Genomic DNA, 21,767 nt, shown 5'->3' on the forward strand with positions numbered 1-21,767 from the left:
CTTATGGCTTCAGCTCTGCTTGACGAATTCACCGCCCTTGATGATGTACGGCATGTGTTTGCCCTGCCCCGCCAAGACCGACAGATCCTTGAGAGGATTGCCGTCCACGACGATCAGATCGGCATAAGCGCCCGGGGCCACGGTTCCCAGTTTGCCTTCAAAGCCAAATGCCTTAGCCGCATCCAGCGTTGCGGAACGGATCACATCTGCGGCCGGTAGATGCTGCCCGCGCAGAACGAATTCCTCCGACTGGTGCTCATGCATCTCACCCAGCAAATCCGTACCATAGACCATGGTCACTCCCGCCTTGTGGAGCACTTTCAGCGCCTCGAAACCGGCGCTGCGCACATCCTCGATCTTGGCGACAGAGACCGGCGGTAGGCCGAGCGAAGCGCCATCCTTTGCCAGGCGGTCATAAACGATGTTGGTCGGCACGACGAAGGCACCGCGTTCCTTGGCAAGCTCCGCGGTTTCCGGCGTGATCAGGTTGCCATGCTCGATCGACCTGACGCCGCACTCGATCGCGCGGCGGATTGCGGCATCGGTATAAAGATGAGCGGCCACATAGGTTTGCGCATTTTCCGCCTCTTCGACGGCTGCAAGTACCTCTTCTGTCGAAAAGCCGAGGTTGGCGATTGGATCGGTCGGCGACGATACACCACCATTGGCCATGAGCTTGATGAACTGGGCGCCGCCCTTGACCTCCTCACGACATGCCTGGCGAACGGCGTCAACGCCATCACAAATTCGACCGAGCGCACCCAGTTGATCGGGATAATGCTCGACGGAACGGCGGTTGAAGCGGCCACGGTAATCGGTATGGCCGCCGGTCTGCGACAGCGCCTTGCCACAGATGATCAGCCGCGGGCCGACAATCGTCCCCTCCTGAAGCGCTTCGACCAGACCGTGATCGGCGCCGCCAAGGTCACGGACCGTGGTGAAGCCGCGCATCAGCATCGCCTTCATGATGTTTGCTGAGCGCAGCGCCACTAGAGAGTTGGGCAGATCGGCATTGGCCCCGAGATCGAGCTTGGTGGCGATGACATGCACATGCCCATCAATCAGTCCTGGCATCAGGATCTTGCCATCCAGATCGACCACCCGGTCGGCGGTCTCCGAGATCGACTTGCCCACGTCAACGATCAGATCGTCGCGGATGAGCACATCCGTCGGAGCGGTGGGTTCGCCCTGCGATCCATCAACGATGCGGGCGTTTTTGAGAAGAATTGAACTCATAGCATTCACTTTCAGTCGATGTTTTTAAAGGCGTACGCCAAGATTCAACTTTGTTTGGCGGCAAGCAGGAAGTAAGGCACCAACCACGGTGCCAAAGCCTCGGCGCGGTCGAGATGGCGTTCGTCATAAACACCGGCGCGATGGGTGAGATTGATCGTTCCGATGCAGACTCCGTCGAAGACGACGGGCACATTGATCTGCGTGCCGCCACCAAGACTTGAGATGAGCTCATGATCGAAGAAGGCCCATTTGATGCCGTCCATATCCTTGGCGAGAAAGCTTTTATGTTGACCAATGACATGGCGGCCCCAGGGCGTGTCGGTCATAGGCTTGCGGCCGGACACCGGATAATGCTCGGGGTCTGAGGAGTAGATGCGAACGACCTCACCCCCATCGACCGCCAACAGGGTAAAGAGGACGTGCCCGATCTCGCGCTGCAACAGCTCATCGAGAGCCTGGAAGAAGGGTGCCGGCTGATCGGGCTGCTTCATGGCTTCGTAAAGGCTGATCTCATTGTGCATGTGTCGATCCTTTTTGCTGATGAGGGAGCAGCAGTTGCCGCTCCCTGATGGGCGTGGATATCAGCGCGCGGCAAACTCTTCCGCTTCGATTTCTTCGAGCGACCGGTTCTTTGTCGGAATGCCGAGGAAGAGAACGGACGTGGCGCCGATGAACAGGATGACGGTCGTCATGCCGAACACACCAGCGAAACCGCCGATCGGATAGACAGCACCCACGAGGATCGGTGCGGCAATCCCGCCGATGCGGCCAATTGCCGAGGCCGTACCGACGCCGGTCGCGCGAATGCGTGTCGGAAACACCTCCGGCGTATAGGCGTATTCTCCGGCTGCAACGCCATTGATGAAGAAGGAGAGCGTCATGGCAAGCGCGATGACCTGCGTGTCACCGGTGGCAAAGGCAAGCGAGAGAGCCGAAACAGCGGCCAGCGCCATATAGAGCACGATGGTATAGGGACGGCCAATCTTCTCGCAGAACCAGGCGGCTGTGAAGTAACCCGGAATTTGCGCCGCATAGATCAGGATCGAGAAAGAGAAGCTTTTCGTCATGGTCATGCCACGCTCGACGAGCAGGCTCGGGATCCATGTCATGAAGGCGTAAATACTGAAGGTCACCGACACCCAGAGGAGCCAGGTCATGATGGTGATGCGCAGGAAGCGCGGCGACAGCAGCGTTTTAAAATTTGCCATCAGCGAGGTATTCGGCGTTGCAGAGACTTGCGCAGTCGGTTCCGGCGCGGGCAGAACGACGCCGCGGGCCTCGTATTGCTTTTCGATGCCGGTCACGATGTCATTTGCTTCCTGATGGCGACCCTGGCTCTCCAGCCAACGCGGCGATTCCGTCAAGCCGCGGCGCCACCACAAAACCACCACGACCGGCATGGCGGTGATGATCAACGCGTAACGCCATCCGTCGTCGGAGGCAGGCACAAGCAGATACCCGAGGACCGCGGAGATGACGAAGCCGAAGGAGAAGAAGGCTGCGAGCGAGGCCGTGAAGCGGCCGCGATACTTCGCGCCGACAAATTCCGAAAGGAACGGCGCGATGATCGCTGCTTCGGCCCCCATGCCGATACCACCAACGACACGCAGCGCGAAGAACTGGTGCCAATCATTGACGGCAGCGCCGGCGAGACTTGCCAGGCAGAAGAGCACGAGTGCCCAGAGCATGACGTTCTTACGGCCATAACGGTCGCCGATCGCCCCGGCAATGAGCGCGCCGATGAGGAAGCCGACATAGGTACTGCTGGCGAGATAGCCGACCTGAAGGCTGGTCAGTTGCCACTGCGCCCGAAGCGCGGGAAGCAGAAAAGCGATGATGCCCGCGTCCCAGGCCTCGAACATGTAGCCCAGCCCGCCCATCATCAGCAGCTTGTATTGAAAGCGCCCGACGGGCAGCCTCTCCAGTCTTGCAGCAGTATTATACATTCGCAGTCCCCATCATTATAGTGTGTCACCTCCGCCGCTTTGCGGATGGTGTGCGCGTCGTTTCGTCGCGCAACATTTTTTGCACAGGAAGATTTGTGAATGCAATATGCAAAAAACGCTGCAGGTGATTTTGCAGGCACGCTTGAAGACTGGCTGCGTCATCTCGATGAGAAATTTTCTCTGACGCCGGCCGCGCATGAAGTCGTGCAAGCCGTCATCAACGATCCACGGCACGCCTCTTTTGCATCCGCTGCCGAACTCGCGCAAAAGGCCGACGTCAACGTCGCGACGATCACCAGAACCGCCCAAAGCCTTGGTTTTTCAGGATGGCCTGAGCTGCGGCAAGAAATCCGTACACGCTTCATGAGCAAGCTTTCGGCGCCTGAGGTCAGCGTCGTCCATCAGCAGGAAACCGGCAATGAGCGCCCGTTCGACGCGGCCATGAACCGGCAGATGGAGCAGCTAACGGCTCTGCGCCGGCGTACCGACCGCAACTCCGTCAAGGAGATTGCAAAACTTATTGCAGGGGCAAAACGCCGAATCGTTCTTGGATCGGGCAGTTTTGCATCGATTGCCAACATCCTCGCACACCACGCCACGCTCTGCGGCTATCGCATGGAGCTTGCAACCGACGGGGTGATGATCGCCAATGCTTTGGGCGATGTGAAGGAAAACGATGTCGTCATCATCTTCACCTTCTGGCGCCTCTATAATTCTGCGATCAGGGCTGCCGCTCAGGCCAAGGCCAAGGGCGCAACGACCTGCGTGATCACCGACGCTGCTGTGGACGCACTGGCAAAAAATGCCGATTATCTGCTGCTCGCGCCGGCAGAGAGCACGTCTTTCTACGCAACCGTTGTTCCGGGCATTGGGCTTGCGGAGGCCATCTCCGCAGAATTAGGCGCGCTCAACCCGGAGATGAGCGCGCGTTCCATCGCTGATTTCGAGGAGCAATGGCAACACCAGGATCTGCTCTTCACCAAAACAGCGCCCATGGCTGGAAAGCCTTTTGATCAGCTATAGACCGTGAGCACTTTCACTCGCTACAGCACAGCCAGCATGCCGCCATCGACATAGATGATCTGACCGTTGACGTAGTCCGAGGCTGCGGAGGACAGGAAGACTGCCGTGCCGATCAGCTCTTCCGGCTTGCCCCAGCGCTTCGATGGCGTGCGACCCTTCACCCAGGCGTCGAATTCGGGATTATCGATCAGCGCCTGGTTCATATCGGTCAGCATGTAGCCGGGACCGATGGCATTGGCCTGAATGCCATGCTGCGCCCACTCCGCTGCCATGGCCCGCGTCAGCATCTTGATGCCACCCTTGGCCACGGTGTAGGGCGCAACAGTCGCACGGGCGAGTTCGCTGGTCAGCGAGCCGATATTGACGATCTTGCCGTAACCGCGGGGGATCATCCGCTTTGCCGCTTCGCGCCCGATGACGAAGGCGCTTGTGAGGTTGGTATCGATCACCCGCTGCCAATCGGCGGTGTCCAGCTCAACCATTGGCTTGCGATATTGGATGCCGGCATTGTTGATGAGAATATCGACGGCTGTCCCCGCCGCGTCCAGATTTTCGAAGGCCGCTTTCACCTCTTCTTCAGACGTCACGTTGAAGGACACAGCCTCTGCTTCATGGCCTGCGTTCCGCAACTCCGCGACAGTCTCTGCCACGCGGGACGGGTTCGTTCCGTTGATGAGGATGCGGGCGCCGGCAACGGCCAGACCCTCCGCCATGGCGCGACCAAGGCCCCGCGACGAGCCGGTCACGAGAGCGGTGCGACCCTTAAGATCAAAAATGGAATGGCTGCTCATCGTTTCCTCCTCAAAGCGTGCTGCGGCGAACCGTGAGGTCCGAGCGTTCGAAAACCTGCGGCAGCAGCTCTGTGCCGAGGCCCGGTCCTTCCATCGGCAGGACAAATCCGTTTTCGATCACCGGAACATGGGTGACAAGCTCTTTATACCAGCCGGTGTAAAACGCCCGGACAGATTCCTGGATCATCGTGTTGGTCTGGGAGAAGGACGAGTGAACGGCGGCCGCATAGGCCACTGGCCCCGTGCAGTCATGCGGAGCGTAAGGGCGGTGGTAGGTATCCGCCAGTGAGGCTATCTTGCGGCCTTCGGTCAGACCGCCGGTCCAGACCAGATCGGTCATGACAATGCCGATGGCGCCTGACTCCAGCATATCCTTGTACGGAAAGCGCGAACCGAGTGTTTCGGAAGCGCAGATCGGAACGCTCGTCGACGCCGCAAGCTCCGAGAGTGCCGAGACCGAATTCATCCGGATCGGATCTTCGTACCACGTCGGGTCGAAGGCTTCCAGTTCACGGGCGATCTTCTTGATGGTCGGCAGGTTCCACAGACTATGAAACTCCACCATGATCTGCATCCGGTCGCCGACCTGCTTGCGGATCTGCTCGAATGGCTTGATGGCGGCGCGTAACTGCTCGGCCGTAATATAGCGTCCGTCATTCTCGATCGCGGCTGGATCGAAAGGCCAGATCTTCATCGCCGAAATACCCTGCTCCAGCAGATTTTCTGCGAGCGCCCCCGCATTCGTCATGAAGCCCTTGAGGTCTTCATACGGACCCTCTGAATTGTCGCGGAAATTCCAGGTATCGACCGGCTTGATCTTGTTGGAACGAACATAGCCGTAACCCGCGCAGGTATTGTAGACAGGGATGCGATCATGGCAGAGGCCACCCAACATCTGGTGGACCGGCTGGTCGCAGAGCTTCCCGAAGATATCCCAAAGCGCAAGGTCGATCGCCGAGGCAGCACGATACTCCGCACCGGTTGACGCCTGCGCCATCGGCAGATTCACGAGCTCGCGCGCGTGGGCCTCGATCCGCAGTGGGTCACGCCCCAACAGCCGGCCTGCAAGCACGTCGTGAATATGCGCCTCGACCGAGCCCGCGCCGTAAAAGGTTTCGCCGAGACCGATCAGTCCGGCATCGGTATGGACGCGGACCCAAAGAACATTGGCAAACTCTTCCGTTCGTAGTGTCTCGATAGACGTAATCTTCATGCATTCCTCCCGACGACATCGTTCCACGATCATCAGCAGGATGCCGTGGCGAACCTCCAAGCCGCCTCTCGCCAACACTTGTAATGCCACTGGTAAAATATCACAACATGTTTAAAGCCAAAGAGTATAAGATATTCATCGCCTCGGCTGGAGGAAACGAAAATGGCACAGAAGAAAACAAAGCCCTCTCTCGTCACGGAAGACACGAAGCCGAAGCGGGCCAACCGGATTAATTTCTTCGAACTTGCCTATGAGAGAATCGAGGCGCTGCTGATCAATTGCGAATTGAGGCCAGGCCAGCAACTCACATTGCAGGAATTGCAGATTTCGACCGGTTTGGGACGAACGCCCGTTCACAACGCTGTCAGTCGATTGGCAACCGATACGCTTCTGACGGTCCTGCCCCGTCACGGTCTCAGGGTAACACCCATCGATCTTGCGCGGGAACGCCTGCTTCTAAAGCTGCGTCGCGACATGGAACGCTTCGTTGTAACGCTGGCTATCGACCGTGCCAGTCTCTCCCACCGTAACCAAATGCTCCATATCGAACATGCTTTGCGCGAACGCCGCGACAAGATCACGCTTACCGATTTCAACGTGCTGGACCGGCGGATCGATCAGCTATTGCTCGCTGCTGCCAATGAACCGTTTCTTGAGCACACGCTGCGACCGCTTCACACGCTCTATCGCCGCATCGGTTTTATTCATCACACGGTCACGGGCGGAAGGGCCGATCTTTCAACCACCATCGACTGTCATCTATCGGTACTGAATGCAGTCGCCAATCGACATCTGGAAACGGCTCTCTCCGCCACCGACACGCTGATCGGTTTCGTCGATTCCATGTTCGCCGAGATGGAGACCGGCATCGACCCGCAGCTTCTGGATTGCAGCATCGAGCCGATATTCAGGTGAAATAATAGTGCAGAGAGGTGCCCCTTTCTCTCAAACGACTATTATTTCTTGCCGCCCCAGCTCTCGCGATAGCGTGGCAAATCTTGGCAGTCGCAAACGCTTTAGTGCAATGATGGCATGCTATCAGAGCCCCTGCACGACCGGCGTGACCGACATTGCGCGGAGTAGCGGCGTCAATTCCAGCCAGTATTTCTCCAATGCCTTCGATAAACGTTTCGGTTATTCAACGAGCCGCTGTATGCGACTGTAGAAGGACATCATCGCCAATCCACTCTCAGCTGTGTCTGCGGATCAAAGAGATTGAGACTCGCGACATCGACAGCAAAGCGGATGCCGTCTCCTCGCTTCCCTGAAAAGCGGGGCTCTACACGCGCAACAACCGTCTGATCACCAATCAGGGCGGTCAGCATCGTATCCGGTCCTGTCGGTTCCACCACATCGATCCTGCCCGGAAATGGTGCCACCTCATCGCCGCGCGCAATCTTGAACTCTTCGGGTCGCACACCGAGAATGACGTCTTTCTCAGACCAATCGCTATCGGTAGGACCCAAATCAAGCGCAACGCCTTGCGCCTCGAACCGCCAGCCTGAGCCATGCTTTACTAGGCGGCCGTCGATGAAGTTCATGGCTGGCGAGCCAATGAACCCAGCAACGAACATATTGGCAGGGCGCTCATAGATCGTACGCGGATCTGCCAGTTGCTGGATATGTCCACCTTTCATGATCGCCACTTTTGTCGCGAGCGTCATGGCTTCGATCTGGTCGTGGGTCACGTAGACGATGCTCGTTCCCAATCGCTCATGAAGCCGTTTGATTTCGGTCCTCATCTCGACCCTAAGCTTCGCATCAAGGTTGGAGAGCGGCTCGTCGAACAGGAACAAATCCGGATCGCGGACGATGGCCCGGCCCATTGCTACACGTTGGCGCTGGCCGCCTGAGAGATTGGCGGGCTTACGGTCCAGGAGGTGGCTGACCTGCAGCATCTCTGCCGCACGTTTCACCGCGTCACGGCGCTGATCTGCCGGCGTTCCGCGCATCTCCAGACCAAAGCCGATATTCCGCTCCACCGACATGGTGGGATAAAGCGCATAGGACTGGAAGACCATAGCAATGTTACGGTCCTTGGGCGGCAGGTCGGAGACCGACTGCCCGCCTATGGCGATGTCACCGCTGGAGGTTTCATCAAGTCCGGCAATGATGTTGAGCAAGGTGGATTTGCCGCAGCCGGACGGGCCAAGAAGCACCAGAAATCCACCATCCTCCAGCTCGATATCTATGCCATGCAGAACTTCGAGTGCACCGTAGGATTTGCGGACGTTGTTGAGGGAAAGTGTTGCCATGAAACTGTTCCTTTAGCCCTTGATGGCCCCGGCCGTCAGGCCTTGAACCATTGCGCGCTGAACGATTGCAAAGAGGAGCATGACGGGAAGAATGCTGAGAATGCCGCCCGCGGCCAGAACGCCCCAGGGCAATTGGAATTCCCCGACCATCAATTGAAGGCCGACAGGCCAGGTTCGAGACCCCTGCCCCGTAGTCAGCATCAACGCGAAGATGAATTCATTCCACGCGGCGATGGCGATGAAGACCGAGCTTGCGACAAGGCCGTTTCGCGCCAGCGGCAGAACGATGCGGACCATGGCGCCAAGACGCGTCGAACCATCGATACGTGCTGCGCTTTCAAGCTCCTTGGGCGCGGCATCGAAGAAGCCTTTCAGCATCCAGACGAACAGCGGCAGCAGGAAGCTCGTATAGGCCAGCGCCAGGCCAAACCTGCTATCGACCAACCCCACCGTCCTCATCATGACGTAAAGCGGAATGATCATCATCACTGCGGGAAACATGCGGACCAGCAGATATCCCAGCATAATGTTGTTGCGCCCGCGGAAGGTGAGGCGCGCGAAGGCGTAGGCCGCCAGCGTTCCCGCCACCACACAGATCGCGACCGTAATGGTGGTGACGATCAAGCTGTTGGTAATCAGCACTGGAAAATTCGACTGGGTCCAGATCGCCACGTAGTTTTCGAATGTGACGTGCCGGGGAATATACTGCATCTCAGAGGTAACGATATCGGCCTCCGGCTTCAAAGACGTCAGGAACATCCAGACCATCGGCCCAAGGCAAAACCCTGCCAGGGTAAACAGAACGACGTAGGTCAGAATGTCGCCCGCCACGCGCCGTTGGCGTTTGCTTTTAAACATCGCTCATTCCCTCGTAATGCGCGCCAGGCGGATGTAAATCGTTGCAAAGACCATGAGGATGAAGAACATCACCACGGACAGAGCCCCCGCATAGCCAAAATTGAAGTCGCGATACGCTGTCTGGAAAGCGTAGAGCGAAAGGACTTGCGTGGAATTGCCAGGCCCTCCGCCGGTCAGAACCAGCAGAAGATCAGGCGAGTTCACAAGGCTGATGACACGCAGGATCACGGCAGCTGTGATGACCGTCTTCAACATCGGTACAGTGATCAATCTGAACTTGGTAAAAGCGCCTGCGCCGTCCACCGCGGCTGCCTTGTACAAGTCTTCCGGAATACCTTTAAGGCCCGCGAGAAAGAGAAGCGCGAAGAACGGGAAACCGTGCCAGGCCTCGACGAGGATCGTTGCGGCCAATGCGGTATTTGGATCTGCAAACCACGCCTTATAGGTGCTCAAAATACCGAGCCGGACCAGAATATCGTTGATGACGCCGAGACGGGGGTCGAGAAGCAGCGCCCACATATGTCCGGCAACAACATTGGGAAGAAAATAGGGGAGAAGAATGAGGATGCCGAAAATCTTCGTTCCTGGCAGGTTGCGGTTCAACGCGAGGGCTGCAACGAAGCCCAGAGCCATTTCGATCGTGACCGCTGCGACCACCCAGATCGCCGTATTCTTCAGCGAAATCCAGAAAACGCGGTCCGACATCATCGCAGCATAGTGCTTCATCCCCACCCAGCCGTTAAGGCCTGGTCGTGTCAGACGCATCTCGCGCACACTGATGAAGAAGCCATAAATCGTCGGATAGGCGACGACGAGAAAGAGTAACAGAAGGCTCGGCAGCAGAAGAAGATACACCCAGTATCGCGTCTCCGAGATTTCTCCGAGGCTGCTGAGAAACGGGCGTCTGGAATGTGAGGTCATGAACATGCAGCTTGGACGCCGTCCCTGCTTGGCGCGCGGTACGCTTGGACGTACCGCGCCTGAAGGCGATTAGCGAAGGGCGGCTTCAAGCCCCTCTATCATGCGATCGACAGCCTGATCTGGCTGCAGTTGCCCCGTCAGAACCGCCTGGAAGGTGGGATTGACGACGTTCTCAGACCATCCCGCAGCACCCACGAAACCGTTCGGCAGGCGGCCGAAATCAAGCGTCTGTGTTGCCGCGCCATAGATCGGATTTCCTGTTATTCGCTCATCCTTCAGCGCGGCTGTGGATGCGGGAAAATAGCCGGTGGCTTCAAGAAGGGCGATTGCCGCGTCGGTCTGACCCCAGAAACTGATCCACTTCCACGCCGCCTCGATATTGTCTTCCTTGAAGATGCCGTTACCCGCATAGGCGACGCGTGCAATGTGCGCCTTCGGCCCCGCTGGCATGGGCGCCGTGCTGAACTGTACGCCGGGCTTAAGAGCGGTCGAAATCTCGATCAGCGAGCCCGTATGATGCCAGATCATCGCCGTCTGGCCGGTTCTAAAACCTTCCATGATCTGGCGGTAGCTATCGTTCGGCGCACTTGGTGGCGCGACTTTTTCCTTACGGAACAGATCGGCATAGAAGGTGATTGCCTCCACGGCCGCCGGCTTGTCGATGGCCGCCTGACCGTTCTTGACGATCGGCGAGCCGAAGGCCTCCATCACGTCGATGACGTATTTGAACGCACCCGCACCACCGCGCATACCGAAGGCATAGCGGTTCTTGGAAGGGTCCGTCAGCTTGCGGCTAACCGTCAAGAATTCCTCGAAGGTCTTCGGAGGATCGGCAATGCCCGCCTCCTCGAAATAGTCCTTGCGGTAATACATCCAGTCAACAAATGCATAGGCCGGGACCGCGTAAATCGCGCCTTCATGCGACATGCCCGCCCAGCGGTTTTCCGGGAGATTGGCTTTACCATCCCACGCGTTGACGCGCTCGGAAATATCGACGAGGGCGTCCATCGCCGTCAAGTCGGCAATACGTTCGGCGATCACCATGCCGGTGTCCGGTCGGCCGCCGGCAACAACCGCCGAAGACACTTTCGCCATGTATTCGGAATTGGGGATGTTCTCCTGCGTGACCGACACATCGGGATGTGCTGCTGCAAAGAGTTGAATGATTTTGGCCAGCCCTGCCATCTCCGACTGACTGGCGAAATGATGCCAGTAGCTGATGGACGTGGCGGCATTGGCGTTACGCAGGCCTGCGGCCAGGGCCAGCGCCGCGCTCGCGGCCAAGAATTCGCGTTTGCTAAGTTGCATGAAAACCTCCCAAAAGATCAGACTCCCGTTCTGATCTATCAGTCGAACCTAGCACCCTTCTTTGAGGTAAGCAACACGGGACAGTCCCCACCGCCCTTATTTCGCGATGGCAAATCAGACCAAGCCGAGGTTACGCTGCATGGCTGCCTGGAAATGGGCATAAAGAGCCTTCTCCGCAGCGTCTGGATTTCTCGTGCCGCAAGCCTCGAGAATATCGAGGTGCTCCTTGAGCGTTCGGGTCATGATGGGTGGCGTGACCTTTCGCTCCAGACGCAGCAACCTGAGATAATTGTGCATGCGTCTATACGCGCTCTCGATCAACGGATTGCGCAACGCCTGGATGATCTGCCCATGCAATTCCATTTCCAGGGCATCCATCTCCTGTATCTGCTCCGGCCCGATCCCGTCGCGCTCGACACGGCGCAAAAGCCTGGAATGCCGGACTTCCAGCGCATTTGTGACATTTTCATCCCCTTCCTCGGCAAAGACCCGCACGGCGGCGCGCTCCACAATTGATCGGAACTGATAGGTGGATCGTGTCAATTCAAGTCCAGGCCGGATGAACTGGATGCCAGACCGGGGATGGATTGTCAGAATGCCTTCCGTCTCCAGCACCCGCAGCGCGTCACGCAGCGGGGCGACCGGCACATCCACGATCGCACATAGTTCATTTTGCGAAATGAACGCTCCCACCGGCACCCTTCGTTCGAAGAGGCTTTCGAGGATACGCTCATAAGCGACATCGCTCAGGCGCGGAGCACCCGACGTCGCTCCGTTCGAACTCGCACTTCTTCGCTCCGGCATGTTTTTCATGATGACAAAATTTTTCCTTCTGATAGATCAGTAAATGTCATTAAACGATCAAAGAGCGCATCATGTCTATTTCTCAATTCCGTATAACGCGATTTCAGTTTGCCCGCGACAGAGTAATTGGCGATAGTCAGGTTCGCATCGACGATACCAATGTCGCCGCCCTGGAACTGGTCTCCGAAAGCGGTGAGATCGGACTGGGGTTCATTCAGTCGCTATTTTACCCCCTGCCCGATCAGGCAGAGATTGACACGGTCTTCGAAACCGAAGTTTGGCCGACGATCAAAGGGCAAAAGGCCATAGGTCTCGTGCATCGCGTCAATAGACCTCGTGGCGGAAATCAGCGCGCCTTTTCCTTACCATTCCACGAGGCGTTGCAGGTTGCTCTTTGGGACCTTGCAGCAAAAGAAGCGGGCCTACCGCTTCACCAGCTTCTTGGAAGCAGACGAGACCGCGTTCGCGCCTATGCAAGCGGACTTGATTTTCACCTCAGTGACGAAGCCTTCCGCGCTCTGTTCTCCTATGCGGCCAGCGTTGGATACACAGCCTTCAAGATCAAAGTCGGCCACCCGGACTTTCAGCGGGACCTGAGACGACTGGAGCTTTTGAGGGAATCGGTACCGGCCGGGTCGCTGGTCATGATCGATCCCAACGAAGCCTGGAATTCAAAAGAGGCGCTGGTCAAATTGACAGCCATTCGAGATGCGGGCCACGATCTTCTCTGGGTCGAAGACCCTATTTTGCGTCACGACTTTGAGGGACTGCGGACGTTACGCCACGCCGTCAACTGGACTCAAATCAACAGCGGCGAGTATCTCGACATGCCGGGAAAGCGCATCCTTCTCGAGAACCACGGTACCGACCTTCTGAATGTTCATGGCCAGGTCACGGATGTCATGCGTATCGGCTGGCTCGCCGCAGAAATGGGCATCCCCGTCAGCCTCGGCAACACGTTCCTGGAAGTCGGCATTCATATGGCCGCAGCTCTGCCTGAAGTGGAATGGCTGGAATACTCCTTCCAGAACTACGATCATCTGGTGGAAACGCCGATCGAAATTCGCGATGGCTATGCTTACGCACCCAATCGCCCCGGCCACGGCCTCGTTCTCTCGGAAGACGCGCGGCGGGAATGGGCAAGGCCCGTGCGCCTACCAACGTCAAAGCTCGGACCTGCGCCGAAAAACGGCCGTCTTCCCATTCCTCAAGACCTGTTCTAAGCCAAGAATAGGCAAAGTGAGTGGTGTCGCAAGCGCCGCTTACCATCCGACAGGCGTATGGTCTTCATGCACCACTTGGTGCATCGACAACAAGGAAGAGGTGCGCCTCAGAGATCTTCGATTTGTCGGTCCATCTTGTGATCCAGACCGAGCCATTGGTAGTATAGTTATGAATACGATGCGAGGGAAACGGCATGTATCGTGATTTGGAAGGCTACTATCGACAGCAACCCGAACCGCCGCCACGGAAACCGGAGTATCGGCAACTTTCTGAGCGCGAGCAGAAGGTTCTGATTTGGGTGCTGGTCTTCAACGCCGTGTTGGCGCTCGTCGCGCCGATCGGTGGCGCGACGGTGATCTCAGCGGTTTTGGCGCTATTTCAGGGCTGAGTGCCTAAGTTATTACGCGTTGACGGTGAAACGTCCGAAGGCACCGCGGGCAAAACACAACGGGTCGCCCTCACGATGGGCGGCGCGAAGAACGCGACCGATGATGATGGAGTGGTCTCCAGCATCGTGAACTGACGCCTGGGCACATTCGAAGCGGCTCAACGTCCCCGGAATGATCGGCACGCCTTCTGAATTTCGCTCCCAGTCCAGTTCCTCAAAGCCGCGGCCGCCGCGGGTAAAGCGCGAGCAAAGAGCATCCTGTTCGGCGTCCAGAACATGGATGGCGAAATTTGTCGCGCCGATGAAGAAGTCGTGGCGGGTTGAGGTCTTTGCTGGAGACCAGAGTACCAGCGGCGGGTCCAGCGACACGGAGGAGAAGCTGTTGACCGTCATGCCAAGGGGCCCGTTGGCCGTATCGGCCGTCACCACCGTCACACCCGTTGGAAAGTTTCCAAGCGCATTGCGGAAGCTTCGCGCGGTCGTCGCGTCTGGAACAAAGAGATGCTCGGTCTGCGTGTTCACACTGCTCATCGATGTCATCAGGGCACCTCACGACCATTTGCCAGCGTATAGAGTTCGAACCATGTCTGGCGGTCCATTTCGACCTTTTCGGCATCCGAAATGGAAGCGATACGGGCCAGATTGTTGGTTCCCATCACCGGCAGGATCTTCGCAGGATGGGCCAGCAGCCAAGCCACAGCAACGGCGGCCGCATCGACATTATTCTCCTTGGCGATGCGCTCTAGCGCGTCGGACAATGGACCATCTTTGCCCATCAGCGACCCGCCACCAAGGGGCGACCAGGCCATTACCGGCAGCGCGCGCTCCTGGAGATAGGCAAGATCGCCGTTGGTGAAAGCCGACGTTTCAGCAAGGCTGATCTCGATCTGATTGGTGACCAGCTCTTCCGTCATGTTGGATTGCAGCAGCGAAAAATCCCAAGGCCGGAAATTCGATACGCCGACACTCCTGACCTTGCCGGAGGCTACCAGCGCATCCAGCGTCTCACCGGTCTCCTCCGGATCCATCATCGGGTCCGGACGGTGGATCAGGAGCAGATCGATACGATCTGTATTCATGTCGCGCAGCGAGGCTTCGACGGACGCGTTGATGTGCTTCGCACCTGTGTCGTAATGCTTGACGCGGGCAGCGGAATGGCGGCCGGCGGGAGCAACGATGCCGCATTTCGTGACGATTTCGATTCTGTCGCGCAGCGATGGCGTCTCTCTAAGCCCATTGCCCAGAATGGCTTCCGCTGTATAGCCGCCATAAATATCGGCCTGATCCATGGTGGTGATGCCCTGTTCCAGGCAGGCCTCGATCTTCGCCTGCACATGGCGCGGTGAGGTGTCGGTGTCATCGCCGATCCGCCACATGCCGTAAACGATGCGGCTGAAGGAAAGGCCAGTGGTGATATCGATGCGTTGCATTAGTGGCGCTCTCCATTGCCAAGGGGTGTTGCAGGGGTTTCTGCAGGAACCCGGCCGCGCGCATGCGGCAACGAGCAGGTCTTCATTTGCGGTAGAACCTTACGGCCAAAATGCTCGGCCTCGTCAAGATGCGGATAACCGGAGAAGATGAAGGCGCGAATGCCCATCTTCTGATATTCCTCAATTTTCGTCAGGACCTGATCGGTGGAACCGACAAGTGCTGCACCACATCCCGAACGGGCGCGCCCGACACCGGTCCAGAGATGCGGCTCGGTGTAGCCGAACTGGTCAGCCTGTTCGCGAGCCTTTGCCTGATGGGCGACGCCTAGCGAGATGCTGTCATGCGCGCGGGCACGGATCTGACGTCCATATTCGTCATCGAGCTTCGAGACGAGATGTTCGGCGTATTCCTGCGCTTCGGCTTCCGTGTCGCGGACGATCATATGTACACGCAGACCGTAATCCAGCGTGCGGCCATGGGCTTCGGCACGTGCATGCACGGCGCGCATGCGCTCGGCCAGTTGCTCCTTCACCTCAGGCCACATCAGGTACACGTCGCATTGGGCACCGCAGAGTTCCAGCGCATCCGGCGAATAGCCGCCGAAATAGAGCAGCGGTCCACCATTCTGTTGATAGGGGCGCGCCGGTTCGGTCGTGACATTCTTGAACTGGTAGATTTCGCCATCATGGTTGATTTCATCACGCGTCCAGGCCTGACGCAGGATTTCTACCACCTCGTGGCTGCGCTTGTAGCGATAGGCACTGTCGGCGACCTCACCTGGAAAGTCGGAGCTGATGACGTTCAGCGTCAAACGACCTTTCAGCATGTGATCGAGCGTCGCGACAGTGCGCGCCAGCATGATGGGCTGCATCTCGCCACAGCGGATTGCGGCGAGGAAGTTGATCTCCTCAGTGATCGGCGCGCAACCGGCAACGAAACTCAGCGTATCCTGTCCTACCTGATAAGAAGACGGGCAAAGAATATTGCGAAAGCCAAGCTCTTCGGCCTTTTTGACGATGGAAGAGCAATGATCCCAGCTGGAGCGCAGGCGGCCATCTGGCACACCAAGAAACTCATAGTCATCGGAACAAAGAGCCGAAAACCAAGACACCTCGGCAGCATCGAGGTCAGCTGAGGTTACGGGCACAACGGTCATAAAAATCCTCCCAAAACGTCCAATGCCTATTTGAATATCATCGGCCTTGATGTAAATCAATGATGTATCAATTTTTTATGTCGCAGGAGGAAAGGCGTTGAAAATGAAGAGCTCCAAGGGAAGTCTGCCCATGTATCTCCAGATCGCCGAGACATTGGTGCGTGATATTGCGGCGGGGCGTTTGATCGATGGCGAGAAACTGCCGCCGGAAAGAGACATGGCAAAAGAGCTGGGGATTGCCGTCGGCACCTTGCGCAAAACGCTGGCCGAACTGGAGAGCCGTGGCCTGCTGGAGCGCATTCAAGGCTCAGGCAATTACATCCGCGCAATCAACGATCCGCAGAGTGTCTATGCCCTGTTCCGGCTGGAGTTGATCGAAGGTGGCGGCTTGCCAACCGCCGAGATTCTAAGCGTCAGCCTTGAGACGAAAGATCCAAGCCTTCCTCCCTTCGGCAGGTCATTGCAGGGGCATCGCATTCGCCGCCTGCGAAAGATTGGGGGCAAGGTTGCCGCCATCGAGGAGATTTGGCTCGACGGTTCCTATGTCGATTCGATCGTACCGGAAGATCTGTCCGAATCGCTCTACCTCTATTACCGCACGAGATTGAACCTCTGGATCGCCAAGTCGGAGGACCATATCGATCTTGGCCACGTCCCTGATTGGTCGCCTGCCACCTTCCGCCCTGCAAGCGGCGATCTGTTGCCGCATGTCCTGCGCATCAGCCACTCGCACAATGGAGAAAAGGCCGAGGTGTCTCACACATGGTATGACCATACCGTTGCCCGCTATGTCAGCAGATTGCGGTGAGAACTCCGGTAAAGACCGATATGCCTATGCTGCACCGGCATAGCGAAAATTATCTCGCAAAATCAACAAAAACTGGAACGAAACATCCGCACGGGAATAAAATTGATACACTATTGATTTCTTTTTTTTCGCAGCTATGATTTTTGTCAAGGAACTCGTCGGCAATGACGAGCTTGGGAGGAATGAATGGCTTCGATAAGCCTGCGCAAACTGGAAAAGAGCTATGGCTCGCTTTGCATCGTCAAAGGCATCGATCTGGAGATTGCCGACGGCGAGTTCGTAGTCTTCGTGGGTCCATCCGGTTGCGGCAAGTCCACGACGCTTCGTATGGTGGCCGGGCTCGAGAGCATCAGCGGCGGTGAAATCCGTATTGGCAATACGGTTGTGAACAATCTGCCGCCGCGTGGACGCGACATCGCCATGGTGTTTCAAGACTACGCGCTCTACCCGCATAAGACCGTGCGCGAGAATATGGGCTTCAGCCTGAAGGTGCGAGGCGTCGCCTTGGACGACGCCAATAAGCGCATCAATGAAGTTGCGGAAATGCTTGGCATCGCTCATCTGCTCGACCGGCGCCCCGGCCAGCTTTCCGGCGGCCAGCGCCAGCGCGTGGCCATGGGCCGGGCGATCGTCCGCCGGCCGCAGGTCTTCCTTTTCGATGAGCCTCTATCGAACCTCGATGCCAAACTGCGCGGTCAGGTTCGCACCGAGATCAAGCGTCTGCATCAGCAGATCGGCACGACGATCATCTACGTCACCCACGACCAGGTGGAGGCGATGACTCTCGCCGACCGGATCGTCATTCTGAAGGGTGGCGAGATCGAGCAGGTCGGCACGCCGGACGAGGTTTACAACAAGCCGCAGAGCGCCTTCGTCGGCGGGTTCGTCGGCTCGCCGGCGATGAATTTTGCCCGCGCCCGAATGTCGGGAGGCAAGGTTCTCTTCGGCAATGGCGACAGCCTCTTCAGCAATGGACTTAATCTCGGCAAGGCAGGTGCGCTGGATGGGCAGGAGATACTGGTCGGTATCCGTCCAGAGCACTTTGGTGGCGTCGTCGATGATACTGCCGTGATGTCGGCGGAAGTCCAGGTGGTAGAACCGCTGGGTTCTGACACGCTCGTCCACTTCAAGATTGGCGACGATATGCTGACGGCGCGCATGGCGCCCGACGCACGACCCATAGTGGGCGAGACGATCCGCATCGGTATCGATCCATCGCGAATTCATCTGTTCGATGCACAAAGCGAGCGGGTCATCAATTAAAAGCAGGACGATAAAAAGGTCCGCGCATTCAAGGTTCAACGGGAGGATGGAATGACAATCAAGATTATCACGGGCGCACTGCTGGCGCTCGGCCTGACGACATCTCTGGCATCTGCCGCAGATCTTAAGGTCTATATTTCAAGCCAGCATCAACCGCAGGTCTGGCGCCAGGTGCTCGACAAATTCGAGGCGGCCAACCCAGGCACGAAGGTCGCGATTGAAACAGGCGGCAACACGTCGGAAGCCCAGGCGCAGTATCTCAACACCATCATGTCAGCCAAGGACCCGTCGCTTGACGTGCTGATCCTCGACGTCATCCGCCCCGCGCAATTTGCCGCCGCAGGCTGGACTGTGCCGTTCGAGGGCAAGGACATGTCGGCCTATCTGCCTGCCTATGCGGAGGCCAATACCGTGAATGGAAAGGTAGTCGCGTTGCCTGCCTTCGCTGACTCCATGTTCCTCTATTATCGCAAGGACCTGCTGGACAAATACGGCATCGCCCCGCCAAAGACCTGGGATGAGCTGACGGCCGCGGCCAAGAAGATCGCTGAAGGCGAAAAGAACCCGGACCTCCAGGGCCTCTCCTTCCAGGGTAAGGCGATCGAAGGCGCCGTCTGCACCTTCCTTCTGCCCTATTGGAGCCAGGGCAAGAACCTTGTGGAGAACGGCAAGCTGACCTTTGACAAGACGGCAGCGGTCAATTCGCTCAAGCTCTGGAAGAGCTTCGTCGATCAGGGTGTAGCGAAGAAGAATATCGCCGAAGTCGCGACGGACGATACGCGCAAGGAATTCCAGGCCGGTAACGTCGTCTTCGCCGTCAACTGGTCCTACGCCTGGGCCCAGTCTCAGGGCAAGGATTCGGCGGTCGTCGGAAAGGTCGGCGTTGCCCGCCTTCCAGCTGTCGCTGGTGGCGAACAGGCAACCTGCCTCGGCGGCTGGGAATGGGGCGTTTCAGCCTATTCCAACCACAAGGACGAGGCACAGAAGCTGGTCGAGTACCTCTCAAGCCAGGGAACGTCCACCTTCATGGCGGTCAACGGCTCGCTGCTGCCAACATACCCTGCTGCCTATAAGGACGAAGCCGTGCTGAAGGCGGCACCCTGGTTCGCCGATGCGCTGCAGGTGGTCGAGACCGCCAAGCCTCGCCCGGTCACCCCGCGCTACAACGAGGTAAGCGAAGTAATTCGTACGACTGTCAATGCCGTCCTTGCTGGCGTTACCACGCCTGAAGATGGCGCTGCGCAAATCGAAGCGCGCCTGAAGCGTATCATCCGCTAAGGTTTTGGGGAGTGCCGCGCAGTTGCCGGCACTCCCTTAGACATCAATTCACATTCGTTTGGGAGATGCGACGGTGATGACCTCGTCTCTGCACGTCACGCATGGTGCGGAAAAACCCGCTCCTCGCTGGACGAACTGGCTCGATCTTGGCGATCGCGCGCTTGCCGTCCTCTTGCTAGCGCCTGCAGGCATCCTGCTTGCGCTCATCATCGTCTATCCGGTGCTGAAACTCGGCTACACGAGTTTGTTCAGCCTTTCCCTGACGTCCGGCCTGCCGGCTGAGTTTGTCGGCCTCGATAACTACCGCCTGATGCTCGAAGATCCGGTCTTCTGGGAGACGACCTGGAACACGGTGCTGATCACCCTAATTACCGTTCCAGGTGCGCTGCTGATGGGACTGGCACTGGCGCTGCTTGCCAATCTTCCCTTCCGCACGCAATGGCCTATTCGCCTTTCGCTTCTCATTCCTTGGGCGCTGCCACTTTCCTTCGCAGGTCTCATCTTCGCGTGGTTCTTCCATTCCGAGTATGGTGTCGTCAATGATGTGCTCAACCGCCTTGGTTTCGAAGGGATCATCTGGTTCAACTCGCCCAACTGGGCGTTCGCGGCCATTTGCCTGACGATCATCTGGAAGACGTCGTCCTTCATGGCGTTGATCATTCTTGCCGGCCTACAGACGATTCCGCGCTCGCTCTACGAGGCAGCCGACGTGGACGGTGCAGGCAGAATTCGTCAGTTCTTTGAAATTACCCTGCCCCTGTTGAAGCCGGCCATCGTCGTTGCGCTGATCTTCAGAACCATTACGGCCCTCCAGACCTTCGACATTCCATACATGATGACGGGCGGTGGTCCAGGCACATCCACTGCAACGCTGGCCATGTATATCCACCAGAACACGGTGTCGTTCCTCGATCTCGGTTACGGATCGGCGTTGGCTGTCGTGATGTTTGCACTTTCCATGGTGGTGACCGTCATCTATCTGCGCGCCATCAGGACGAAGGACTGAGCCATGAGCACTGTAACATCTCCCGGTCTTTCCTCCTTGCTCGCGGGCCGGCCGCTTCGGCTGTTCGCTGCAGCCGCACTTCTCATCAATGGCATGTTTCCGGCACTTTGGATTCTCTTCACCTCACTGAAGAACGAAGCAGAACTGACGGCCAAGCCGATCACATGGTTGCCGCACGCGCCAACACTTGCAAACTATATGCAGGCATTTTCCGACCAGCCATTGCACATCTTCCTCTTTAACAGCTTCATGGTCGCTCTGCTCTCCACCTGCCTAACGCTCTTCATCTCGGTGCTGGCGGCCTACGCGCTTGCGCGGCTAAACCTGCGTTATCGCGGCCTGATCCTCTCTGCCATCATTGCTGTCTCCACCTTTCCGCTGGTGACGCTCTTGGTGCCGCTCTTTGAAATCATGCGCACGCTGAATCTGTTGAACACCTGGATTGCGCTTGTTCTTCCCTACACCGTGTTGTCGCTACCCGTTTGCACCCTGATGTTGGTCTCTTTCTTCGAGGGTATCCCGCGTGACCTCGAAAACGCAGCGATGATCGATGGCTGCACCCGTATCGGCGCACTGTTCAAGATTGTCGTTCCGCTCTGCGCGCCGGGGGTTTTCACCGCAGGCATTCTCGCCTTCGTCAATGCGTGGGACGAGTTCCTGTTGGCGCTGTCCTTCAACTCGAATCCGTCGCTTCGAACCCTGCCGGTGGGTATCCAGCTCTATCAAGGCGAGTTCGCATTCCCGTGGCCGGTTATTTCCGCAGCGCTCGTCGTCGGTATCGTTCCCGTTGCGATCCTCATCGTGATTTTCCAAGAACGCGTCGTCTCCGGCCTCACCGCAGGCGGTATCAAGGGATAG

General features: G+C 57.7%; 22 protein-coding genes. 9 read left to right on the top strand and 13 right to left on the bottom strand.

The window, feature by feature from the left end; all coding sequences use genetic code 11:
• Positions 1 to 9 precede the first annotated feature (9 nt).
• From AC07U5_RS14650 to AC07U5_RS14660, 3 genes are read right to left on the bottom strand one after another with little or no spacing between them, the layout of a single operon-like run.
• Positions 10 to 1,236, bottom strand: a complete 1,227-nt coding sequence (locus AC07U5_RS14650; RefSeq protein WP_494723429.1) for a metal-dependent hydrolase family protein — start codon at positions 1,234 to 1,236, stop codon at positions 10 to 12.
• Positions 1,237 to 1,280: 44 nt separating this feature from the next.
• Positions 1,281 to 1,757, bottom strand: coding sequence for a GAF domain-containing protein (locus tag AC07U5_RS14655; protein ID WP_112359808.1), 477 nt, complete (start codon positions 1,755 to 1,757; stop codon positions 1,281 to 1,283).
• 60 nt (positions 1,758 to 1,817) lie between these two features.
• Positions 1,818 to 3,182, bottom strand: a complete 1,365-nt coding sequence (locus AC07U5_RS14660; RefSeq protein WP_494723430.1) for an MFS transporter — start codon at positions 3,180 to 3,182, stop codon at positions 1,818 to 1,820.
• A gap of 99 nt (positions 3,183 to 3,281) precedes the next feature.
• On the opposite strand from AC07U5_RS14660, the gene AC07U5_RS14665 reads away from it, so the two are divergent.
• Positions 3,282 to 4,205 carry a MurR/RpiR family transcriptional regulator gene (locus tag AC07U5_RS14665; protein ID WP_062597977.1) on the top strand — a complete coding sequence of 308 codons (924 nt, stop codon included), beginning with the start codon at positions 3,282 to 3,284 and terminating at the stop codon, positions 4,203 to 4,205.
• A 20-nt stretch (positions 4,206 to 4,225) separates the two neighbouring features.
• Here AC07U5_RS14665 and AC07U5_RS14670 read toward each other — a convergent pair whose 3' ends face one another.
• Positions 4,226 to 4,996, bottom strand: a complete 771-nt coding sequence (locus AC07U5_RS14670) for an SDR family oxidoreductase (RefSeq protein WP_494723431.1) — start codon at positions 4,994 to 4,996, stop codon at positions 4,226 to 4,228.
• Between the two features lie 10 nt (positions 4,997 to 5,006).
• The gene (locus AC07U5_RS14675; RefSeq protein WP_494723432.1) at positions 5,007 to 6,209 is read right to left on the bottom strand and encodes a mandelate racemase/muconate lactonizing enzyme family protein; all 1,203 of its coding nucleotides are present in this window, start codon (positions 6,207 to 6,209) and stop codon (positions 5,007 to 5,009) included.
• A gap of 162 nt (positions 6,210 to 6,371) precedes the next feature.
• On the opposite strand from AC07U5_RS14675, the gene AC07U5_RS14680 reads away from it, so the two are divergent.
• Positions 6,372 to 7,124, top strand: a complete 753-nt coding sequence (locus AC07U5_RS14680) for a GntR family transcriptional regulator (RefSeq protein ID WP_494723433.1) — start codon at positions 6,372 to 6,374, stop codon at positions 7,122 to 7,124.
• A gap of 257 nt (positions 7,125 to 7,381) precedes the next feature.
• Here the strand turns inward: AC07U5_RS14680 and AC07U5_RS14685 are convergent, their stop codons facing one another.
• The 5 genes from AC07U5_RS14685 to AC07U5_RS14705 form a co-directional block, all read right to left on the bottom strand.
• Positions 7,382 to 8,464, bottom strand: a complete 1,083-nt coding sequence (locus AC07U5_RS14685) for an ABC transporter ATP-binding protein (RefSeq protein ID WP_494723434.1) — start codon at positions 8,462 to 8,464, stop codon at positions 7,382 to 7,384.
• Positions 8,465 to 8,476: 12 nt separating this feature from the next.
• A complete protein-coding gene (locus AC07U5_RS14690; protein WP_130977967.1) occupies positions 8,477 to 9,322 on the bottom strand; it encodes a carbohydrate ABC transporter permease in 846 nt (281 codons plus the stop codon).
• 3 nt (positions 9,323 to 9,325) lie between these two features.
• On the bottom strand, positions 9,326 to 10,243 hold the full coding sequence (locus AC07U5_RS14695; protein ID WP_494723435.1) for a carbohydrate ABC transporter permease: 918 nt from the start codon (positions 10,241 to 10,243) through the stop codon (positions 9,326 to 9,328).
• A 69-nt stretch (positions 10,244 to 10,312) separates the two neighbouring features.
• Positions 10,313 to 11,551 (bottom strand): ABC transporter substrate-binding protein, encoded by a 1,239-nt coding sequence (locus AC07U5_RS14700; protein WP_494723436.1) that lies wholly within the window; start codon positions 11,549 to 11,551, stop codon positions 10,313 to 10,315.
• A 114-nt stretch (positions 11,552 to 11,665) separates the two neighbouring features.
• Complete coding sequence (locus AC07U5_RS14705; RefSeq protein ID WP_113326017.1) at positions 11,666 to 12,355, bottom strand: GntR family transcriptional regulator; 690 nt, start codon at positions 12,353 to 12,355, stop codon at positions 11,666 to 11,668.
• A 71-nt stretch (positions 12,356 to 12,426) separates the two neighbouring features.
• Between AC07U5_RS14705 and AC07U5_RS14710 the strand changes: the two genes are divergently transcribed.
• Positions 12,427 to 13,578 (top strand): mandelate racemase/muconate lactonizing enzyme family protein, encoded by a 1,152-nt coding sequence (locus tag AC07U5_RS14710; protein WP_494723437.1) that lies wholly within the window; start codon positions 12,427 to 12,429, stop codon positions 13,576 to 13,578.
• Positions 13,579 to 13,772: 194 nt separating this feature from the next.
• Positions 13,773 to 13,967, top strand: coding sequence for a hypothetical protein (locus tag AC07U5_RS14715; protein ID WP_062442225.1), 195 nt, complete (start codon positions 13,773 to 13,775; stop codon positions 13,965 to 13,967).
• 12 nt (positions 13,968 to 13,979) lie between these two features.
• Here AC07U5_RS14715 and AC07U5_RS14720 read toward each other — a convergent pair whose 3' ends face one another.
• The 3 genes from AC07U5_RS14720 to AC07U5_RS14730 are packed head-to-tail and all read right to left on the bottom strand — an operon-like array spanning position 13,980 to position 16,554.
• Positions 13,980 to 14,507, bottom strand: a complete 528-nt coding sequence (locus tag AC07U5_RS14720; RefSeq protein WP_112956847.1) for a flavin reductase family protein — start codon at positions 14,505 to 14,507, stop codon at positions 13,980 to 13,982.
• Positions 14,507 to 15,397 carry an aldo/keto reductase gene (locus tag AC07U5_RS14725; protein WP_494723438.1) on the bottom strand — a complete coding sequence of 297 codons (891 nt, stop codon included), beginning with the start codon at positions 15,395 to 15,397 and terminating at the stop codon, positions 14,507 to 14,509. Before AC07U5_RS14725 ends, AC07U5_RS14720 begins: the two co-directional genes overlap by 1 nt.
• Entirely contained in the window at positions 15,397 to 16,554 is a 1,158-nt protein-coding gene (locus tag AC07U5_RS14730) for an LLM class flavin-dependent oxidoreductase (RefSeq protein ID WP_494723439.1), read from the bottom strand. The genes AC07U5_RS14725 and AC07U5_RS14730 overlap by 1 nt, the downstream gene beginning before the upstream one ends.
• Before the next feature lie 103 nt (positions 16,555 to 16,657).
• Between AC07U5_RS14730 and AC07U5_RS14735 the strand changes: the two genes are divergently transcribed.
• The 5 genes from AC07U5_RS14735 to AC07U5_RS14755 all read left to right on the top strand — a co-directional run bounded on the left by AC07U5_RS14735 (position 16,658) and on the right by AC07U5_RS14755 (position 21,767).
• On the top strand, positions 16,658 to 17,362 hold the full coding sequence (locus AC07U5_RS14735; RefSeq protein WP_494724249.1) for a GntR family transcriptional regulator: 705 nt from the start codon (positions 16,658 to 16,660) through the stop codon (positions 17,360 to 17,362).
• A 186-nt stretch (positions 17,363 to 17,548) separates the two neighbouring features.
• On the top strand, positions 17,549 to 18,625 hold the full coding sequence (locus AC07U5_RS14740; protein ID WP_494723440.1) for an ABC transporter ATP-binding protein: 1,077 nt from the start codon (positions 17,549 to 17,551) through the stop codon (positions 18,623 to 18,625).
• A gap of 51 nt (positions 18,626 to 18,676) precedes the next feature.
• Entirely contained in the window at positions 18,677 to 19,903 is a 1,227-nt protein-coding gene (locus AC07U5_RS14745; RefSeq protein ID WP_494723441.1) for an ABC transporter substrate-binding protein, read from the top strand.
• A 76-nt stretch (positions 19,904 to 19,979) separates the two neighbouring features.
• The gene (locus AC07U5_RS14750) at positions 19,980 to 20,909 is read left to right on the top strand and encodes a carbohydrate ABC transporter permease (RefSeq protein WP_494723442.1); all 930 of its coding nucleotides are present in this window, start codon (positions 19,980 to 19,982) and stop codon (positions 20,907 to 20,909) included.
• A gap of 3 nt (positions 20,910 to 20,912) precedes the next feature.
• Complete coding sequence (locus AC07U5_RS14755) at positions 20,913 to 21,767, top strand: carbohydrate ABC transporter permease (protein WP_062442204.1); 855 nt, start codon at positions 20,913 to 20,915, stop codon at positions 21,765 to 21,767.

The organism is Agrobacterium sp. GW821-FHT02D03 (assembly GCF_059421725.1).

Bases quoted from the DNA above. Each gene is read 5' to 3' on its own strand.
- AC07U5_RS14735 (WP_494724249.1), top strand. From the start codon at position 16,658: ATGAAGAGCTCCAAGGGAAGTCTGCCCATGTATCTCCAGATCGCCGAG.
- AC07U5_RS14655 (WP_112359808.1), bottom strand. From the start codon at position 1,757: ATGCACAATGAGATCAGCCTTTACGAAGCCATGAAGCAGCCCGATCAG.
- AC07U5_RS14745 (WP_494723441.1), top strand. From the start codon at position 18,677: ATGACAATCAAGATTATCACGGGCGCACTGCTGGCGCTCGGCCTGACG.
- AC07U5_RS14755 (WP_062442204.1), top strand. From the start codon at position 20,913: ATGAGCACTGTAACATCTCCCGGTCTTTCCTCCTTGCTCGCGGGCCGG.
- AC07U5_RS14665 (WP_062597977.1), top strand. From the start codon at position 3,282: ATGCAATATGCAAAAAACGCTGCAGGTGATTTTGCAGGCACGCTTGAA.
- AC07U5_RS14695 (WP_494723435.1), bottom strand. From the start codon at position 10,243: ATGACCTCACATTCCAGACGCCCGTTTCTCAGCAGCCTCGGAGAAATC.
- AC07U5_RS14740 (WP_494723440.1), top strand. From the start codon at position 17,549: ATGGCTTCGATAAGCCTGCGCAAACTGGAAAAGAGCTATGGCTCGCTT.
- AC07U5_RS14705 (WP_113326017.1), bottom strand. From the start codon at position 12,355: ATGCCGGAGCGAAGAAGTGCGAGTTCGAACGGAGCGACGTCGGGTGCT.
- AC07U5_RS14675 (WP_494723432.1), bottom strand. From the start codon at position 6,209: ATGAAGATTACGTCTATCGAGACACTACGAACGGAAGAGTTTGCCAAT.
- AC07U5_RS14725 (WP_494723438.1), bottom strand. From the start codon at position 15,397: ATGCAACGCATCGATATCACCACTGGCCTTTCCTTCAGCCGCATCGTT.
- AC07U5_RS14670 (WP_494723431.1), bottom strand. From the start codon at position 4,996: ATGAGCAGCCATTCCATTTTTGATCTTAAGGGTCGCACCGCTCTCGTG.
- AC07U5_RS14660 (WP_494723430.1), bottom strand. From the start codon at position 3,182: ATGTATAATACTGCTGCAAGACTGGAGAGGCTGCCCGTCGGGCGCTTT.
- AC07U5_RS14690 (WP_130977967.1), bottom strand. From the start codon at position 9,322: ATGTTTAAAAGCAAACGCCAACGGCGCGTGGCGGGCGACATTCTGACC.
- AC07U5_RS14710 (WP_494723437.1), top strand. From the start codon at position 12,427: ATGTCTATTTCTCAATTCCGTATAACGCGATTTCAGTTTGCCCGCGAC.
- AC07U5_RS14750 (WP_494723442.1), top strand. From the start codon at position 19,980: ATGACCTCGTCTCTGCACGTCACGCATGGTGCGGAAAAACCCGCTCCT.
- AC07U5_RS14650 (WP_494723429.1), bottom strand. From the start codon at position 1,236: ATGAGTTCAATTCTTCTCAAAAACGCCCGCATCGTTGATGGATCGCAG.
- AC07U5_RS14680 (WP_494723433.1), top strand. From the start codon at position 6,372: ATGGCACAGAAGAAAACAAAGCCCTCTCTCGTCACGGAAGACACGAAG.
- AC07U5_RS14720 (WP_112956847.1), bottom strand. From the start codon at position 14,507: ATGACATCGATGAGCAGTGTGAACACGCAGACCGAGCATCTCTTTGTT.
- AC07U5_RS14685 (WP_494723434.1), bottom strand. From the start codon at position 8,464: ATGGCAACACTTTCCCTCAACAACGTCCGCAAATCCTACGGTGCACTC.
- AC07U5_RS14730 (WP_494723439.1), bottom strand. From the start codon at position 16,554: ATGACCGTTGTGCCCGTAACCTCAGCTGACCTCGATGCTGCCGAGGTG.
- AC07U5_RS14715 (WP_062442225.1), top strand. From the start codon at position 13,773: ATGTATCGTGATTTGGAAGGCTACTATCGACAGCAACCCGAACCGCCG.
- AC07U5_RS14700 (WP_494723436.1), bottom strand. From the start codon at position 11,551: ATGCAACTTAGCAAACGCGAATTCTTGGCCGCGAGCGCGGCGCTGGCC.